The 18393-nt window shown below is 47.6% G+C and carries 12 protein-coding genes; 1 reads left to right on the forward strand and 11 read right to left on the reverse strand.

Annotation, left to right across the window (positions count from 1 at the left end; translation table 11 throughout):
* Positions 1-118 precede the first annotated feature (118 nt).
* From PAT3040_RS31515 to PAT3040_RS31550, 8 genes are all read right to left on the reverse strand, one after another.
* The gene (locus PAT3040_RS31515) at positions 119-1732 is read right to left on the reverse strand and encodes an S-layer homology domain-containing protein (protein WP_108995794.1); all 1614 of its coding nucleotides are present in this window, start codon (positions 1730-1732) and stop codon (positions 119-121) included.
* Positions 1733-1818: 86 nt separating this feature from the next.
* Positions 1819-4713 carry a dockerin type I domain-containing protein gene (locus PAT3040_RS31520; protein ID WP_108995795.1) on the reverse strand — a complete coding sequence of 965 codons (2895 nt, stop codon included), beginning with the start codon at positions 4711-4713 and terminating at the stop codon, positions 1819-1821.
* 73 nt (positions 4714-4786) lie between these two features.
* Positions 4787-5875 carry a response regulator gene (locus PAT3040_RS31525; protein ID WP_181376958.1) on the reverse strand — a complete coding sequence of 363 codons (1089 nt, stop codon included), beginning with the start codon at positions 5873-5875 and terminating at the stop codon, positions 4787-4789.
* The gene (locus PAT3040_RS31530) at positions 5865-7688 is read right to left on the reverse strand and encodes a sensor histidine kinase (RefSeq protein WP_108995797.1); all 1824 of its coding nucleotides are present in this window, start codon (positions 7686-7688) and stop codon (positions 5865-5867) included. Before PAT3040_RS31530 ends, PAT3040_RS31525 begins: the two co-directional genes overlap by 11 nt.
* Before the next feature lie 32 nt (positions 7689-7720).
* A complete protein-coding gene (locus PAT3040_RS31535) occupies positions 7721-9295 on the reverse strand; it encodes an extracellular solute-binding protein (RefSeq protein ID WP_108995798.1) in 1575 nt (524 codons plus the stop codon).
* 63 nt (positions 9296-9358) lie between these two features.
* Positions 9359-10240: a carbohydrate ABC transporter permease gene (locus tag PAT3040_RS31540; RefSeq protein ID WP_108995799.1), complete on the reverse strand. Its 882-nt coding sequence runs from the start codon at positions 10238-10240 to the stop codon at positions 9359-9361.
* Between the two features lie 25 nt (positions 10241-10265).
* Complete coding sequence (locus PAT3040_RS31545) at positions 10266-11435, reverse strand: ABC transporter permease (protein ID WP_258235258.1); 1170 nt, start codon at positions 11433-11435, stop codon at positions 10266-10268.
* A complete protein-coding gene (locus tag PAT3040_RS31550; protein WP_108995800.1) occupies positions 11416-12840 on the reverse strand; it encodes an extracellular solute-binding protein in 1425 nt (474 codons plus the stop codon). The genes PAT3040_RS31545 and PAT3040_RS31550 overlap by 20 nt, the downstream gene beginning before the upstream one ends.
* A 326-nt stretch (positions 12841-13166) precedes the next feature.
* Between PAT3040_RS31550 and PAT3040_RS31555 the strand changes: the two genes are divergently transcribed.
* Entirely contained in the window at positions 13167-14156 is a 990-nt protein-coding gene (locus PAT3040_RS31555; protein ID WP_108995801.1) for a hydroxyacid dehydrogenase, read from the forward strand.
* Between the two features lie 155 nt (positions 14157-14311).
* Here PAT3040_RS31555 and PAT3040_RS31560 read toward each other — a convergent pair whose 3' ends face one another.
* From PAT3040_RS31560 to PAT3040_RS31570, 3 genes are all read right to left on the reverse strand, one after another.
* Positions 14312-15463 carry an enolase C-terminal domain-like protein gene (locus PAT3040_RS31560; protein WP_108995802.1) on the reverse strand — a complete coding sequence of 384 codons (1152 nt, stop codon included), beginning with the start codon at positions 15461-15463 and terminating at the stop codon, positions 14312-14314.
* 40 nt (positions 15464-15503) lie between these two features.
* Positions 15504-17747, reverse strand: a complete 2244-nt coding sequence (locus PAT3040_RS31565) for a helix-turn-helix domain-containing protein (RefSeq protein ID WP_108995803.1) — start codon at positions 17745-17747, stop codon at positions 15504-15506.
* A gap of 39 nt (positions 17748-17786) precedes the next feature.
* A partial coding sequence (locus tag PAT3040_RS31570; protein WP_507763383.1) for a type 2 periplasmic-binding domain-containing protein occupies positions 17787-18393 on the reverse strand: 607 nt, incomplete at its 5' end.

Raw genomic sequence — 18393 nt, forward strand, 5'->3', positions numbered from 1 at the left:
ACCATAAGTATCATACCATAATCGGCAGCAGCCACGCGACGGTGGCTGTGCCAATATATCGATACAGGCTCCCAGACGGATCATACGAAGGGGCCGTCCCAAAAGTAGGTACATAAAGTTAACGAACGGAAATCTCCAATAAGACCCGAATCACTTTAGCCGCTTCCGCTCTCGTTACCAACCCTTTGGGATCGAACCGATTGCCGGGTTTTCCGTCCAGGATCCCTGCCGCTTGCAGATGCTGAATGTCAGCAACAGCCCAACCGGCGATCGCTCCCTCATCCTCGAATTTCCGCTTCGCGATCGATTCCGGCGGCGCAAGCTGGATATGCTTCATGAAACCCATGATCATATTCGCCATCTCTTCCCGCGTAACCTCACGATCCGGAGCGAACCTGCCCCCGCCGACTCCATTAACGATGCCATTCTCGCTGGCGTAAGCAATGTAAGGCGCATAATAGCTGCCGGCTTCCACATCCGTGAAGTTCGATGCCGATGCCAATGCCGTTGCTTCAACGCCGATCATTCGACCGAGCACCGTCGCCAGCATGCCCCTTGACATCGTACGATCCGGCCCGAACATCTCGGCGGAAATGCCCAAGAACAGCTCCTTCGTCGCCACGAACGCGATATTCCGCTCGGACCAGTGCTCCGCCACATCATTAAACGGCTTACTGTTATAGCCGATTTCAAATGTGGACGCGTTCCTCGTCACGAACGTGACTTTTCCGTTTACCGCAACCGCTTGAGGAATGATCGCTGTTCGATTGCCGTCCTTGCGGTAGACAACGAGGTTTTCGTCAGATTCCGATATTTCATTGCTATAAGGCAGGATAACCTTCACTTTGCCATCGAAATTTGCAATGGCTTGCCCATCCGCCTCGACTTTAAGCGTCATGAACGTTTGCCGGGCCGATCCTTCGGCTTGCTCGAGCGTAATGACGATGTTTTGGCCCGCGAACGGACTGACCGTTCGGGCATCCAGCACCAGTTCGCCGATCGGCGATTGAATGACAAGCGATTTGCCGCTGTCTAGGATTCGATCAACCAGATCGTTCTGCAAGCCTACCCGGATGCTGCCCACGTTACGCGAAGTCTCGACCTTGATCGTGACGCTCGCCGCTTGGCTATTATCAATGGAGACTAGCTGCGAAGCCCCGTTATTGATGCTCACCTCCGCAGACCAATCCGCTTTGCCTGGTTCGACAGGGGTGCCTGTTCGTATCGGCGGGGAACCGCCCATAATCGTAAAGCTCCCGATTTTGCTCGTTATATTCGATTCGCCATCCACGCTCTCAAACGCCTTCAGCTGCGTAACATTAAAAGTCTTTACACCCATGCTTCCTATTGCCTTAAAGGTTAAACGCATAATGTGTGCCTGGTTGTCGGACGCAAAACCGTCCATATGGACAGCGGCCACCCTTACCGTTCCTTTGCCGGGCTCCGCCTTGTACTGGTACAGCCATCCGGATACGTCTTGGCCTTTCGTTACATTCGCATCGGATAGCTCGAGCGCCGAACGATCGTAATTCAGCTGGAACTCGAACGTTTTCAGTCCTTTGGGGCGATTAATGACAATATCCACGATCGCGCTCTGACCCGCGTAGGCTTGCGCGGATTTCACTTCCAATTCAGGACTGGCTGGCGCAGCCGAGGCTAGAGGCAATGCTTGCGCCATGAGTGAAAGAATGAGCATGCCTATTATCATTTGCCATGTACGTTTGATCTTCATCCCCGCCTTCCTTTCCCGACCATTCGTCTCGCGAGACCCACGAAGTTCGCGAGCCTCACGAGACGAATATGTCGCTCATCCTGTGCTTAGGTAGAAGAGGCCAGCCTATCCGCAATGATCTGCAACAGGGCAAGCACGTCGCTCGTGTCAACCGCACCGTCGCCGTTCACGTCGGCCGCATCGGACCCCGTCAAGCCTTCGCCGCTTACGATGAGCTTCAAGATCGCTCTCGCGTCCAGCAAATCGATGACATTGTCGCCGTTCACATCGCCTGGCACGCGGCTTGTTATCGTAATAACGGCATTCTTCGTCAGCACGGAAGCGTACTGGGCTTCTCCCAATGCGCCTTCTATAACGCCCCGGACGCTCGAGAACGAAATGGTTGTGGTTTCGTCGGCAGAGATATCCGCTTTCGCCCGGAACTTCACGTTCGCCACGATGACAGGTTCGTCCGTATCGATCCTGTCACCGGACACCCCGGCAAAGCTGATCTTGCCGGCTGTATCGTCATTCGTTGCTCCATTTTCGCCAAACTCCGTAAAATCAAAGCTCTCAAGCTCGATCAGACCGGCATCATAGTTCAACACGCCTTCCAGTCCAACGAATCCGCGAGCCTTCTCTATCTTCACAGGAACTGTAAATTCAGCGCCCTTCCTCACCGTCTGATCGGCTGCAGACAACGTGATTTCTCCCGGAGCAGAGTTGGCTTCAAAGCTGATATCCATCTTATAAAGCTTGTACTGATGATCGCTGGAGAAATAAATACTTTGTTTGTCTTCGCTGACAGCCATCAAGTGTGCTTGTTTATTGGTCAATTTGCGCATTTCGCCGGTTTGCGTGTCGATGACGCTAAGCACCTCGCCGGGATTGGTCACCATCAGCGTATCGGAAAGCCAGCTAATCTGATAAGGCAGATACCAAGGATTATTGGCAGACCACGAAGTATCCCTCGTTTTGAATTCTCTGATGACTTCCAGCGTGTCCGGATCTACTTCAAAAATAATGCCGTTCGATATGGCCCACAAATCGCCATTGGGACCAATGGAAAGACCTCCGATATGCATCACGGGCGTAGACACATTGTCCAGATCGGGCTCGACCACCTTCGTAACCGTCTTTGTTGCCAGATCAAAAATAAACAGCTTTGCGTTCACATCGACAGGGTCAATCCCCAGACCGCCCCAAACCGAGGTTGAACCATAAATCTTTCCATCCTTATAAGCAAGTCCGATAATGCTTTGATTCGGAATGATGCCTTTGTATACTTCTTTTTGCGTATTGTCCGCTTTGGGGAGCAGGGTCAAGGCGCCGTTCAGAACCCCATAATCCGGAACGCTGGAAATAGCTACATAATCTCCCGCTTCTATCAGCTCAAAGGGACGATCCTGCTCAAGTCCGTCGTCGCTAAGCTTGGTAACGAAAGTTTTGGTGGATTGACTGAAATCCGCCGCGTTAAAATCTACCGTAAAAATTTCTGCCTTGGGGTAGACGCTTGCATAATATTTGCCATGTGCCTCTCCCATTCCCTCGACCTGCTCCATCGGGATATATTTGATCTCATCCGTCTGATGATTCAAAATTCCCAATACAGGCCCCATATAAGCGCCAATGATAATGGTGTCCGTCCCTGCCGGTCCCGTCTCCAAAGCCCGAATCACCTTTGGCTGAAGACCGGCTTCTACCGTTATATTCTCATACCCATACGTGTTCCCATTGGCCCAAACAAATTTGCGCCCCCCGGTAAATCCGCCGCTGCCATCAGGATGCCCAAAGCTGTTGTAGGTTACGACGCCATTTTTCTGAACCGTGACCAGGGTTTGACCGGGCAGCTCCTCCTGATCGTCAAACTCTATAAATGTGGAACCCCTCATTCCGGGATTCACATCGCCATCCTTAAAGCCGGCAACCTCCGTGTACGCACCTGTTGTCAGATCAAAATATTTCAATTTCAAATATCCGCGATCCCACACATAAACTTTATTGTCCAATGCCGGGGGAACATGGGTGCCGTTATTGCGAATCACGTTCTCCGGCTCTGTCAGCCATCTGTTATTTGCGATATCGAAGATGACCAGCATCGCAAGCTTGGTAGGCGTGGATGCTTCGACAAAGGCAAAAAGATAGTTACCTCTCAATGTCAATCCTTGAACTTTATCAAAGGCGATTTTTTCATTGGTTACGTTTTTGATCCCATCATGATTGCGAAACGGTCCGGTATACGAAAATTCCGGAAGCTCTGTAATTGCGCCGCTGTCAAGATCCAGCCTGGCAAACCTGGCTTCTGTCTCCGTACTCCCGAATAAATACATATAGCCATCATCGGCAATCACATGAGCTTTAACATATTTTCCGCCAAACAGATTTTCTTTGATGATCTCGAATTGGTTCTGCTGGACGTCATATTTCACTACAAGAGCGCTGGGATAAGTCCCGAAGTAAGCATTATCTTCACTGTCGAAGCTGACATGATAGATGGCCGTTTGCAAGGTGCCGTCCGATGCCCGGATCGATCCCAGGCTCTCCAATTCTTTGGTTACCGGGCTATAGCGGAACACGTTGGCATAGGATTGGGTGGCGATATAAACATTTCCTTGAGAATCTGTTCCATGGGTCCATATCACCTTGGCGCCCGGCAGCGGGAAATCCCGCAATATCTTCCTGTTGTCCAAATCGTATACCACAAACTTGGCCGGTGCTTCCGAACCTACCGTGCTGTCCCCCGAAGCCGAGGTATACAGAACATTGACCTGTTTCCCGTCCTCCTCCTCCACCCCGTAGGCGCTGTTGATAAACTCTGTAGAACCGGAGGTGGCAAGCGGATAGCCCAGCCCTTCAGGCTCCGTCATCGTAAAGGTATTGAGCTGATTGCTTTCAAACCCTTGTTCCTGTGCAGAAACCAGACTGCTTGGCACGCAAATCGCAACGATCAGGAAAAGCGCCAGTACCTGTGAAAAAATTTTCTTTTTCATCAATCGTTTCATTTTTTAACCTCCCGATTTTTAGTAGATATTCATCTTGAAACCGCTTTCAATTTAATGGGTTTTTAAAAAACGATTATTCTTGGAATCTTTTTTTATATTCCGCAGGATTCAGGCCATATTGTTCCTTAAACAGCCTGGAAAAATAAATACTGTTTTCATATCCGACTTTATAAGCGATTTCATAGCTTCTTAATGAGCTGTTAAGCAACAAATCCCTGGCATGCTTCATCCGGATTTCCACCAACTGATTCCATATCGTAGTGCCTGTCTCTTGCTTGAACAAATTCGCAAAATAGGTTTTGCTCATCGCTACCGCATCCGCCACTTCCTGCAGGCTGATCTTTTCCGCATAATGCTCTTGCAAATAAAGCTTGGCCTTCTCTACGCTGGGATGGAGCTGCTGCGACTTCATTGTACGCATGACTTCAAATATTTGCCCGGCCCCATTCTCCAAATAACCGACCGCTATCAAGCGAAAAATAAATCTTCGCTGGTCGGCTTGAATCGGTTGGTCGCCCAGACCGGCCAAAGAAAGCTGCGGGAGCGCAAACTCGCTTTTTTCCTTTGTAATACGCTCCAATATAAGCTCAATCCATACAATCGCGATATCTCCAAGCAAATAATAATCGGTGCCGATCCATTGCTCGAACATCAGCAGCGTATCCATAACCGTCATATACATTTGTTCGACTTGCAGCGTCTGGACCATCTCGATCCATTGCCCGATCTGCTGCTCATGGTAAGGAAGCTTCTTGATCACGATGGACATCGCAGCGAGTCTTCGCTTCTCCGCAAGCTTGGACAAGGCATGGTTTATCGCTTCCCGCAGCACGTTGCGGTCGATCGGCTTCAGAACATAATCAATGGCGTTCAATTGCATGCTGGACCTTACATACGTAAATTCCTCGTAACTGGATATGACGATGGAAGCCATCCATGGATATTTGTCATTTAACTGTTTCAGCAGCTCCAATCCGTCCATATGGGGCATTCGGACATCTGTAATGCAAATATCGGCATGCCACTCCTCCAGCCAACGCAAGCATTTGATTCCATTTTCCGCTGTACCTGCCACTAATATAGAGCCCAATTCATTGACTTTTTTCACGAGACTGGAACGGATCAGATGTTCATCGTCAACAATGATTACGCTATACAGCATTGGCATTTACCTCCGGTACAGCCTGGACTTTAGGCATTTTGATAATGATTTCCGCTCCGCCGGTCTGCTCCGCATTTCGGATCGCTATCCCGGCCAACGCATCGTGCTGGTAATACATTTGCAGCCGGAAATGGATATTCAACAATCCGATATTATTGAAGGAATGATGCAAGGGAGACAGCGCGATCTGCTTCAATTGCTCATTAATCCAGCTCAGCTTGTCCGCGGCGAAACCTTTGCCGTTGTCTCTTACGACCATCTCAATATAAGAATGACCGTCCACTTCTTGGCCCAACACTTTAATTTGAATTTGCAGAGATTGATCAAGCTGCGGAATCGCATGTTTCATACAGTTTTCGACCACTGGCTGCAGGATCGCTTTCAGACAAACGCTTTGCAGCACATCCGCATCAACATGCAAGTCATATTCCAATTGCTCGCCCATCCGCATCTTCATAATGTCCAGATAGTTATTCAGATGTCCCAGCTCATGCTCGATCGGTACAACATTGCTTTTATAATCCGAGGTGTACCGCAGCATTTCGGCCAAAGCGATCGTCGTTTGTTCAATCCGGGTTTGACCTTCCAGCGAAGCCAATGAATTAATCAGCTCCAGCGTATTGTATAAGAAGTGGGAGTCGATCTGCGACTGCAAGGCTGACATGACCGCCTTCTGTCCCGCAACCTTGGAGTCCGCCAATTCATTGACGGTTGTATTCAAATCTTCAAGCATGGCATGATAAGCATTGCCGAGCTCCGCCACCTCGTCCGTTCCGCCAATATCGTTTGCAACATTAATACGGCCTCGAGAGGTGTCTTTAATCATTTTGCGCAGCTTTGCAATCCGCTTGGTAAAGGACGAGGATATAGCCACTGCGCTCAATACCGACAGCAGCAACCCGGCTACGGCAATCCAGATCATAAACTCGCGAATAAAATAAACACTGCTGGCAAATTCACTGTAAGGAACAACGATAACGGTTTTCCAATCAAAATAGTTAATGGAACCAAACAAAATAATTTCATTCGTTTCTTTTCTGAAAAAACTGCCGCTTGATTGATCGCGCACCGTCTCCAGATAAGGCTCGTCCAAATATTCGGATATAACGGCCTCATCGGGATGGGCAATGATTTTGCCTTCGGAATTCATAATAAAACCGTAACCGTTATCGCCGATCTCAAGCTCGTTTACCAGTTGCAGCGCGGAATGCAAGTGAATATCAATTTTGATATAGCCGGAATCTTCTCCATATCTGATCTTCCGCATCAAGGTGATGACAGGCAACTCAATCGCTTTTCCTTCGAAATAATAATCGTTGGACCACCGCACATCGGCCACATTATCTTGGGCCATAAAGGACTCCAGACCCGAATCGACAAAGCTGTAGTTCAGCGCAAAGCCATATTTCGTCGAATAATTGATTTCATTGCCGTTGGAGTTGTACAAGGTGACTGACATCACTTCCGGATATTGATACATATACGGCGTGATATAATTGTCTCTAATTTTCTGGAACAGAATAAAAGAGCGAATTTTATCATCCTTCCGGATGGATAACCAGCTTTCTATTTCGGCAGAGATGGACATCAGCATGAAACCTTCCGAATAATAGTTGAAGTATCTTTCCAAGTTAAGATTCGCCTGCTTCAATACTTGATTGCTGAGGCGTTCGACATCGCTTTTAATAATCGCCGATGTTTTCGAGTACACAATGAGTCCCGCAAACACTACAACAACCAACATTAAGGCTGAAATGACCAGCATCAGCTTCCATTTCATTTTGCTCCCAATCAACTGGAGAAGATTATTCATGCTTTAGCTCCTGTATGTCTGCCAAGATCGTATTATTGTTTGTTTTCTTTAACCCACTTGGTCATTTCGTCGATCAGCTCTTGCCCGCCTTGAGCGCGCCAGTCCTTCACAAATTCATCCCAGACCTGATCTACATCCGCGCCTTCCACAATAATGCGCGCAGCAGGCTCATGGAATTCATAATAAAGATTAAACAGATTTTGACCGACGGCCGGCATGCCCATCGTCAAGCTTTCCAGACCTTCCTGGTTGGAAATCTCGATGGCATTCAACATTTTCTCATATTCCGGGCCGGAATATTTGGCGGCAAACGCTTTTTCATTGTGCGCATGCATTTTCAGCACAGTACGCCATTCTGTTTTGGCTTCCGCCTCGGAGGTTTGTCTATAGAAGTAATTGCCGCCTTCTTCCGCATAGTTGATGCCTTCCACTCCAAGCTCGGAGAAGATTTGACCTTCCTCGCTGAACAGCCAGTCGAAGAATTTGACTACAGCAACCGGATCTTTGGCGGATTTCATCACCAGATAAGATTTATTTACTTTAAAGTTAACCGCACCGATAGGACCATCATAACCTGTACCGCGTGGAGTTGGGAATACCGCTACGTCCGCATTAACGCCGGGAGAGGCATCGGAAACCAGTTTTTGAAAGAAAAACGCGCTGCTTGGACCGGCACCCCAAGTTCCGGCCTTCCCGGAAGCGATTTTCTGGTTTGTGATTGCAGCAGAATTAAGCAAAAACTCGGAATCCAGCAGACCTTCTTTATACATCGTTTGCATAAATGCCAAACCTTGTTTCATGTTGGGATGAAGGAAGCCCGGAACAACCTCGCCGTCAAGCTCGATACCTTCATAAGGAGAAATTCCCCACATCCCCCAGATGTTATCGCCTGTCCAGGAGAACTTTTCGCGCATCGTAAAAGGAATTTCATCTTTTTCGCCGTTTTGGTTAGGATCGCCGTCACGGATAGCGCGAAGCAGATCAAGGAATTCGTCAGACGTTTTAGGATACTCCGTAATTCCCAGCTGTTCCATCCAGTCTTTACGCATGAAGAACAGTCGAGAAGATGGCGTATTGCTCGGCTCCGGAATAGCCATGATCTGACCATTAATGGTCACGGCATCCCACGCATATTGCGGGATAACCTGTTTAAGATTAGGACCATATTGTTCAATGAGTTCGTTAAGCGGCAGGATCAGGTCGTTATCCAAAGCGCCGTCGCCTTGCGTTAATCCGAAGCCCATATATACATCCGGGAATTCAGATGCGGCAAATTTCAGCTTTAATTGGTCTACATAGTTGGCATTTGCCAGGAAAGTTATGTTTGGTGTAATGCCGGACGCTTTGGCCATATAAGCGATTGTCGGGTCCTCCAGCAAGTTGCCGCTTGGAACTGCTTTGGCCTGGTCAGGCACATACATCGTAAACGATAAATCCTTGCTTTGCTCCTCCGTGCTGCCCCCGTTATCGGCGGATGGCGCGTTGGCGGGCGATGGCGCTGGGTCTCCGTTGGTTCCGGAGTTGCCGTTGTTGCCGCTGGAGCAGCCAACTACCGTTAGCATGGCAGCAATCACAAGCATGCTGACCCATTTTCTGTTTGTCTTCATTGATGTTTTTCCTCCCTGTTTTTTTAATTATATATGTCAATGGATTGACAACAAAGGAAGTGATTACTCCTTCAACGATCCGATCATCGCGCCTTTAATAAAATGCCTTTGAATGAACGGATAGATGATGACAATCGGAATCGTAGCCACGATAATGGTTGCGTTCTGCAAACCTTGCGGCGAAATATCGTACGTCACCATGCTGTTCATCTGCGATAAAGTGTCGCTGGTTTCGAATTGGGCGAGCAAATTGTATAAATACAACTGAAGCGGACGAATATCCGGATCGGTAATATACAATAAGGCGGAGTAGTAGTTGTTCCAATGCGATACCGCGTAGAATAAAGCCAATGTGACAACGATTGGCATCGATAACGGAAAGGCAATCTGGGCAACAACACGATATTCGTTCATCCCGTCAACACGGGCGGCTTCGAATAGCTCCTCCGGCAAACCGCGGAAAAAAGTAATGCAAAGAATCAGGTTAAACGCTGCCAAAGCTCCCGGAACAATCAAGGCCCAAACGGAGTTCAACAATCCCAGCTCTTTAACGAGCAAATAGGAAGGAATCATCGGCGCGGTAAAGATCATTGTGAAAATAATGAACAGCAAGAACGGCTTGCGGCCTCTTAAAAAAGTTTTTGACAATGGGTACCCCGTAAAGATCGTAAGCAGCATGTTAATTGTCGTGCCTGTTAAGGTTATAAATACAGTTACAAAAAAGGAGCGCCAGAAAGTCGTATTCTGAAAAACAAGAATGTAGTTATCAAAATTGAGGCCAACTGGCCACAGCGTTACTTTCGCATGGATTAGCGCATTCGTTTCACTAAGCGATCCGGCCAGCACATGCAATAGCGGAACCAGGATGACAGCACAAGTCAAAAGCAGCAATGTTATATTAAAAATGTCGAATAGTTTTTCACCAAATGATTGTTTGATTTTCATATTGTCATCTCCTTGTAGAGCTCTCCTAATAGAGTCCTTCGCCGGTTGTAGCTTTACTAGCCCGGTTCGCGATGACGAGCATCAGTAGACCAACAACGGATTTAAACAAGCCGATAGCCGTCGTCAAGCTATATTTACCGCCAAGAATACCGATTCGGTATGCATAAGTATCCAGGATGTCCCCTGTACTTAAAGTCATTGGATTTAAGAACAAATAAATTTGTTCAAAACCAAGATCCAGAATATGACCGATTTTGAGAAGCAGCAAGATCATAATAGCTGGCGTCATGCCTGGCAATGTAATATGCAGGAATTGCTTGAAGCGGCTGGCGCCGTCCATTTTTGCCGCTTCGTACAAAGACGGGCTAATACCGGATATAGCGGCCAGAAAGACAATGGCACTCCAACCCATTTCTTTCCAAATGCCGCTTGAAATGATGATGGTGCGAAAATATTCGGCTTTTTGCAGGAAATTAACCGATGATCCGCCCAATGCTTCAATAGCATGGTTGACGAAGCCTGTTTGTACGGACAAAAGCGTATATACAAAACCGAATACGATGGTCCAGGAAAGGAAGTGAGGCAAGTAGACGATCGTTTGCACCACTCGTTTGAAACTCTGCATTCGCAACTCGTTAAGAAGAATCGCCAGAAGGATCGGAGCCGGGAATGTAAATATAATTTGATAGAAGCTGATAATAACCGTATTTTTAAGCAAGCGTAGAAGATTAGGGTAAGAAAAAAATTGCTCAAACCATTTGAATCCTACCCATTCGCTATCCAAAAAACCTTTAAAAATGTTGTAGTCCTGAAATGCGATCACGCTTCCTGCCAGCGGAAAGTATTTGAAGACCAGAAAATACAACATGCCTGGAATCAGCATGATATACAAAGCGCGATTTCGAACGATAAATCTAAGCAGACCAGCAAAATCTGTCTTGGATGAGTCGCCGGGCTTTGTTTGAACGATATTTGGTGCACTCATACGTATAACCTCCTCTGATGCCTTAATTGTAAGACCTGCGCGGAGTTGCGAAAATGAGACGATATTTCTTTTAACTGCACTAATATTAAGTTTATTCAAATATTTGCAAACCAAAAAGCCTTCACCACCGCTTGAACCATTCAAGCTGGGGATGAAGGCCGCCGCCTCTATATCTGCGAATGTTGCAGTATTATGGCTTGGACACATCATCGTTAGCGCCGAAACGCGAAAACATCTCATTTACCTGAATGCATAACGCTTCATCATCCATAAGTCCCCACCAGTATTTTTTAAGCAATTGCCGAAGTCCGTTAAAGGCTGTGCTCGATAAATTCATTTCACGATGCAGTCGATAGGATGACATGATTTCGCGGAACAAGGCGAATCGAGAGGGTCGATTGATACCTTGCCGCGGTTCAAGCTGCAATTCCGCTATCGATCTTCTGGCTATCAAACTCAGCGTCCGCTCATGAATCATTGTCTGAGCCCGTTCGGAAGTCAAATAATTCATTAGCAACCGGGCCGATTCCTTGTTCTTCGAATTTTTATAGAGCGCGGCCCCTATCACCGTCAACAACGTTCGCGGCTCATACTGATAAGGCAAAGGAGATACATCGAATTCCAGGTCTGTCTCTTTGAAATCATTCATCGCCATGTAGGTTGTCATAATCATTGAAATTTTCTCCTGCAAGAACAGTTCCGTCACATCACGGCTGCTCTCCAGCAAATAGCCCGGATACACCTGAGAATCCGTTGCAATTCGTTTGCACAAGCGAATACATTCCATCAGGCGCGTTCCTGCAAGCTCCAGAGAATTCCCTTCGTCCGGCTCGAACTTCATTCCGCTCTGCACAATAAAAACAGGCCATCTGTTATCGGACAACAAATAAAAATATAACCCGAATTGATCTTTCCCATCGGTCAGTTGGGCTGCATAAAACAAACAATCATCCCATGTCCAACTACTGTCCGGCTCAGGCAAACGGGCCTTTCGAAAATGTTTTCGATTATAGGCGAGCACAATAGGCGAAAATACTACCGGCTTCGCATACAACGTCTGATCATAATCAAATGCTTCTTCCGTAAAACGATACAAATCGCCGTCTGCTTGCAAGGGTTCAAGCAAATGAAGCTGACCGTAATCTGCAAGATTTTGAAAATCCATATTATTTAGCGTAAATACATCTATTTTCTCTTGCTCCAAATACCCCTTCATATTGTCCGTATGATCCGGCACATTTTTCATGAGCACCGTCTTTACACGCTTGTCCGGATACAAGGAATGAAAATCATCCAACAAAGCCGACAAGCCAAAATCCCGTTCAATAGACGATGTAATGCCAAACGTAATGGTCGATCGGCTGCCGGGTATGCATTCAAGCACTTGACTGCCGACACGATCGATTTTGACAATAAGCTGCTCCTTAACAAGCAAATCAAGCCCTTTGCGAACCGACTTATTGCTTAACTGGTATTCTTCAGCCAGCACCTTTTCCGAAGGCAGATACTGCCCTGGCGCCATGCGACCCTCATAAATATCGGAGCGCAGGCGATCTACCATGCCAAGAAGTCGGGCCTCAAACGATCTTCGACTCGGCTTTTCAGGTTGGTCCATACGTAACAGCCCCTCTCTCTATATATTGTCGCTAAACACTATTCTACCAAACATTTAAAGCAGTTATTCGTTTTTTGAAAGATGCTGATTCCCGAAAAAAATTACGACATACATCAGATTGATGTACTAAAATCACTTGTTGACAAAATAATAAATTCTTCTTTAAGATATATGACAATAGTTCTACATCAAATGTACACCAGTTATCAAATTTTTATTTAAAAACGATTTTATGTACACCAGTTTGGAATTTCAAGTGTCAGGCCATACTCGAGCAATTCCTGTCTTATATTACCAACCATTAAGATGCCCGGAGGGACAATAAAATGACAAAAATCGCTTTTCTTCAAGACAGAGCAACGTTGGACAGAGTTTTTAATGCTGAGCAGATTGAACAATTGCGAGCAATTGGAGAAGTGATGCTCAATGAATTCGATGCTCAGCTGACAATAGAACAAACAAAACAGCAAATTGCCGGCGCCGATATTGCCATCACCTCCTGGGGCAGTCGGCCGCTTACAGAAGAAGTGCTGGCATATGCCCCTGATCTGAAAGCTGTGCTGCATGCCGCAGGAACTGTAAAGCCCATTGTCACACCCGCTATCTGGGAACGAGGAATCCGGGTTTCCAATGCAACGGAAGCGCTTGGCAAAGGCGTGGCCGAGACAGCCCTCGGGGTGACAATCGCTTCCTTAAAAGATATGTGGCGGCTTTCCCAACATACAAGAAACGGAGCTTGGGGCGACAGAGGGCGCGTCAAGGAACTGTTTAATGTCACCATTGGGGTGGTCGGCGCAGGGAAAGCCGGCAGTCACTATATCCAACTGCTGCAAAACTTCGAAGTGCGGGTGTTGCTGTATGATCCGATCATTACCCATGAAGAAGCGGTGAAATTGGGAGCGGCCAAGGTCGAGCTGGATCAACTGCTGGCCGAATCGGACGCCATTTCCATCCACGCCCCTTCCCTGCCGGCAACCCATCATATGTTCAATCGGGACACGCTGGCGAAACTAAAAGATAATTGCATTCTCATCAATACAGCAAGGGGTTCGATCATCGATGAGAGCGCTCTGGTAGGGGAACTGCGCAAAGGCAGGCTGTTCGCTTGCCTGGACGTAACCGACCCGGAGCCTCCTGTGGAGGACCATCCTTTCCGCGAGCTTCCCAACGTTGTTTTATTGCCGCATATTGCAGGGGCCGTCAATAATGGCCTGTATCGGCTGGGAGCTTTTATCGTGAATGACATTGAGCGGTTTCTCAAACAAGGGAAGATGCGCGGCGAGATAAGCAGCGAGCAATTAAACGTATTGGCTTGATCCGGCGCTTAAGAGACGATTTCTTTGTGTTTTTGACATACTACGAAAAAGGAGCGGTGCAGAAATCAGTTTTCACCGACTTTCTGGACCGCCCCTTCTCCCCGGCGTACGTCTTATTTATTATTAATCCCTCGCGGCACACCGCGTTTGCGCAACTAGTCGATCACCCAGCCGCCACGAAAAACTTGATAGGTAAACCGATCATCGTCAAAGTCCAGCCCGAATCCCGCTTTGGGCGGAACAAAAAACATTCCGTCTTGCACGGAATAGGCGCTGTCGTCCATCCCTTCGATCGCAATATCGTCCCATTCCACGAACTGAAAACCTTTGATGCCCGCAGAAAGATGGCCCGTTGCATAGATGCCGTAGGCGTTGCCGTAACAGTGAGGCGCGGTCAACAAAGCGTGCTCATCCAGTTTCGCGCCAAGTTCCAGCCAATGAGTAAAGCCCGGATGTATAATATCGTATTGCAGCACATCGACTTTGCCCTGAATTGCCCAGTCAATCAAACGAGGGGAGGCATACCCTTCTCCGTCCGCGATCAGCACGTTCTGATTCCGTTCCTTGAGCCACGACTTCAAATCCCCGTACAATGCATCATCTTCGTGAAAAGCTTCTTCGATCCAATACAAGCCAACATCCGATAAGGCGGTCAGAACTTCTTTGGTCAGGTTAAGATTATACGCGTTGTTGGCATCGATCATCAGCTTGCCCTCCGGGCCGGCGACTTCTCTTACGCCCTCCACAATCGCAATGTCCCGTCTGGTTCCATCCATCAGCGGCATATGCATCCCGCCTCGTCCTACTTTTATTTTAAAATGACGATGTCCCTTTGCGTACCCTTGTCTGGCTTCTTCCTGAATGAGCGCTACCGCATCCTTGTCATGGGTCAGATGCAAATCGTCAAAATAAAGAGAAGTATCATAACATGGAACGGCCAGCCCGCTTGGAGCTTGACTTCGCGCTCCGTTATATAGTTCATACACCGGCTTGTTCCATCTGCGTCCGAGCCAATCCAATAACGGATATTCGAGACAAATGCGATAGGGCTCGCGTATTTTTCCGCTATCGTCGAATAAGTCGCGAACAGGTTTTCCGATAAACGTTTTCGCCTGCTCCGTCGTGATGCGAGAGGCGCCGTATGCCGTCTGACCGTCAATCGTGATCCGGACAATGCTAACCTCGCAGGCCTTGCCGTGAACGCCTAGTCTGGCGTTCGCCCCGGCGCTGCGAGCACGCTCCCCATGTAATTTAGCGAATGCGATCTTCTCGATCACCCAATTTTTATCTATACTTTCCAGATTCATAATAATCCCGCTCCCTCATAATTAGCCATTACTGTAATCGTTATTTCTCGTTCATGCTCCGGTATTCCCCGGGCGTCTTGCCTGCCAGCTTCTTAAATACGCGGTTAAAGGAGACCGAATGGGTGTACCCGACCAGATTGGCAATTTGTTGAATGGGCTCCGTGGTCGCCTTCAAATATTGTTTGGCCTTCTCCATCCGAAAATGAATCAAATAACTGACGAAGCTTTCCCCGAACTCCTCCTTGAACAGTCGGCTTAAATAATTTCCGCTCAAGCCGAATTTCTCGCTGATCGAGGTCAAAGACAGGTTGGAGTCATGATAATTGATTTCGATATAACTTTTAATGTCTTGAATCATTTCGTGGTTGCTATGATTTTCCCGCAAAGCCTGAATGTCGTTGAACAAGGTCATGAGAATGCTTTTTAAATTTTCCTGGGTAGCCGTAACGGACTCGATGATGTAAATCTCTTCCCGTATATGGGACAAGCTGTTTTCTTTTAAAGATTCTATAGGCCCCATATCCAGGTAAGATAGTTCCCTATCCAGCTCAAAGAGCAGGTAATTCAGTAAGTTCACCATATCTTCCGAGGTTAATATGGCTCCTTTCACTTCGCTGAACAGCCGCTCGAAAAGGGTCTCCCACTTCCCGTCGCCCACTCTAAACGAGTCGGCGAGAGCATGGACCAGATGCTGGTATTCGTAATAAACCTTCCCCGTTTTCCCCTCGACATCTTCGCGCGAAATCACTTTACGGTCTTCAAGCAGCCATTTATAACGCAAAATCTCATCCGCATCCCGGTAGGACCTGTTTAAATCGCGAATATAAAACACTTCGCGGCCTATGCCGACGGTTATGCTGAACGTCATAAATCGTTCCATCCAATCGATTACTTCCCGCCAAAATCCGTTCGCCGTCTCGGACATGTTGCACGAATCGGATTCGCCAAGGCTAAACAAGAGGATCAGCCTTGTTGGCGACATCCATTCGCAATAAATGCCGAATGGATAATACTCCGCAATTTCCTGAATCGCTTTGGTTACAGCGTATCTTAACAAATACTGATCAGACGCCGTGTATTGTTGGTCGAACTGGTGGAAACGGTCGATCTCGGCGATCGAAAATTGGAACTGTTTGGACTGGATCAATAAATCTCCGTCCTTCAATTCCGAAAGCAATTGTTCGACCTCCCCGGTGACGTCCTCGCTCATGATTTTTTGAAATACATGCTTGCGCTTGATAATATCGTCCTTTACCGATTGCTCCCGGAACTTGCCAAGCTCCTCCGCCATATTTCCGAACATGGATTCGATAAACCCGAATTCGTCCATATGCCGGACATCGGCAAATTCGTCTTTTTTGACCGGAGCATTCATCCGAATGCGGGTTATAATCGATTCGATCGGCTTGTAATTTCTGCGCGTCGCATACACCACCCAAATCACGCCCACTATCGTGACCAACGATCCCAAAATGATCCATAAGTACGAAAAGGCAGAAGCGTAGCTGATTATGCTGCCTTGCTTGATTCCGCTTTCATATATCCATCCTGTATAGGGCGATGTGACGCTAGCCAGCTGCAAATGATTGCGCTCGGCGTTTTCTTTCGATCTGTTGCTCGTATCGAGCAGCATGTCCCCTTGCCCGTTAATCGCGATAAAACCTAACGTTAAAGCCGTCTTTTCTTCGATGGAACGGGCAATCGCCCGAGGTCGAATATTGACGACGACCACCCCTTTGCTGCCGTGCTCCAAGGGCACCTTGCGTACGAGAGTAACCACCTTTTGCGACGGATCATGCGGCTTGAACGGATCTTGTCTGCCGATCCAATTTAGGGGGTTCATGGAGTTCTGAGCCTCTTTAATGAACGCTTCATCCAGAAATCCATCCAAATTGGCCAAGCCGTCTTGGGCTAGCAGCAAACGATCGGACCATCGAACAACATAGATCGATGAAATCCACGGATTGGAATCCATCCATCCTCTCAATTTTTGACCCATTTCGTAATTCAGGAAATACGTGTTCGCCGACCCCTTTTCGTTAAAGAAAGCGGAGAACAACTCATCCGTCTGAATCCCTTGCATAATGACGCTATCGATCGTCTGCAGCGACTGGTCCACGGATTGCATCACGGTCTGCACGAACATCGCGTTGGCCCGTCCCGCTTCTTCCTCCGACAGCTTTACAATGAACAGGAAACAAGTGATAATCAAACCCGAAACGACAAAGAGCAGGATCGGGAGATAAGAGAACAACAACCGATAAAACCAGTTATTCCGCTTCATTCTTTATCCCCCCGCCCTTTTTTTGAATGTTATGTGATTTTACTTCGTATATAAATCTTTGGTTAAATAGGCCGTTTCTTTATTTGCATTATACCAATCGCTCCACCAATCGTCGATTTGCTCTCCCCCGACCTGTTTCCATACGTTTTGCGCATCGGCGATCGCCTGATCCGCTGTGTAGGAATCGCCACTGACAATCGCTTTCTTAAGAATATTATCGATCTGCCCGTTTACGGTAGAGGAGATCGTTTGCAACTCTTTGGGCAGCACTGGCCTGAACTCGCCGAAAGTAAATCCCGGGTATGGACGATCCGGACTCAAGTAATTTTCCACCGCTTGCCCGTAAAGCTCAAGCCAAACCTTTTCTACCTTGTTGTCGCGGTTCAAAGAATTGATATAAGCAGGCACGCTCCCGAAGAATGCCGGCGAATACAATAAATTAACGTCGTTTGTCCAGGAGAACTTCGGATTATCCGTCTGCTTCAGCGCGGGATAACCAGCCTCCGACAGTGTATGATCGGTTCCTTCATCTCCATAAGCCAGCTTGGTCATGCTCGCTTTATCCGACAGGAAATCGATATACTTCATCACGGCTTCCGGATCTTTGGCTTTGGCGTTAACGATACCCACCACCTGGATCGGCGGG

Source organism: Paenibacillus agaridevorans (assembly GCF_003112455.1).
Lineage (GTDB): Bacteria > Bacillota > Bacilli > Paenibacillales > Paenibacillaceae > Pristimantibacillus > Pristimantibacillus agaridevorans.

Bases quoted from the DNA above. Each gene is read 5' to 3' on its own strand.
- PAT3040_RS31515 (WP_108995794.1), bottom strand. From the start codon at position 1,732: ATGAAGATCAAACGTACATGGCAAATGATAATAGGCATGCTCATTCTT.
- PAT3040_RS31530 (WP_108995797.1), bottom strand. From the start codon at position 7,688: ATGAATAATCTTCTCCAGTTGATTGGGAGCAAAATGAAATGGAAGCTG.
- PAT3040_RS31565 (WP_108995803.1), bottom strand. From the start codon at position 17,747: ATGAAGCGGAATAACTGGTTTTATCGGTTGTTGTTCTCTTATCTCCCG.
- PAT3040_RS31560 (WP_108995802.1), bottom strand. From the start codon at position 15,463: ATGAATCTGGAAAGTATAGATAAAAATTGGGTGATCGAGAAGATCGCA.
- PAT3040_RS31520 (WP_108995795.1), bottom strand. From the start codon at position 4,713: ATGAAACGATTGATGAAAAAGAAAATTTTTTCACAGGTACTGGCGCTT.
- PAT3040_RS31555 (WP_108995801.1), top strand. From the start codon at position 13,167: ATGACAAAAATCGCTTTTCTTCAAGACAGAGCAACGTTGGACAGAGTT.
- PAT3040_RS31545 (WP_258235258.1), bottom strand. From the start codon at position 11,435: ATGATGTGTCCAAGCCATAATACTGCAACATTCGCAGATATAGAGGCG.
- PAT3040_RS31535 (WP_108995798.1), bottom strand. From the start codon at position 9,295: ATGAAGACAAACAGAAAATGGGTCAGCATGCTTGTGATTGCTGCCATG.
- PAT3040_RS31550 (WP_108995800.1), bottom strand. From the start codon at position 12,840: ATGGACCAACCTGAAAAGCCGAGTCGAAGATCGTTTGAGGCCCGACTT.
- PAT3040_RS31525 (WP_181376958.1), bottom strand. From the start codon at position 5,875: ATGCTGTATAGCGTAATCATTGTTGACGATGAACATCTGATCCGTTCC.
- PAT3040_RS31540 (WP_108995799.1), bottom strand. From the start codon at position 10,240: ATGAAAATCAAACAATCATTTGGTGAAAAACTATTCGACATTTTTAAT.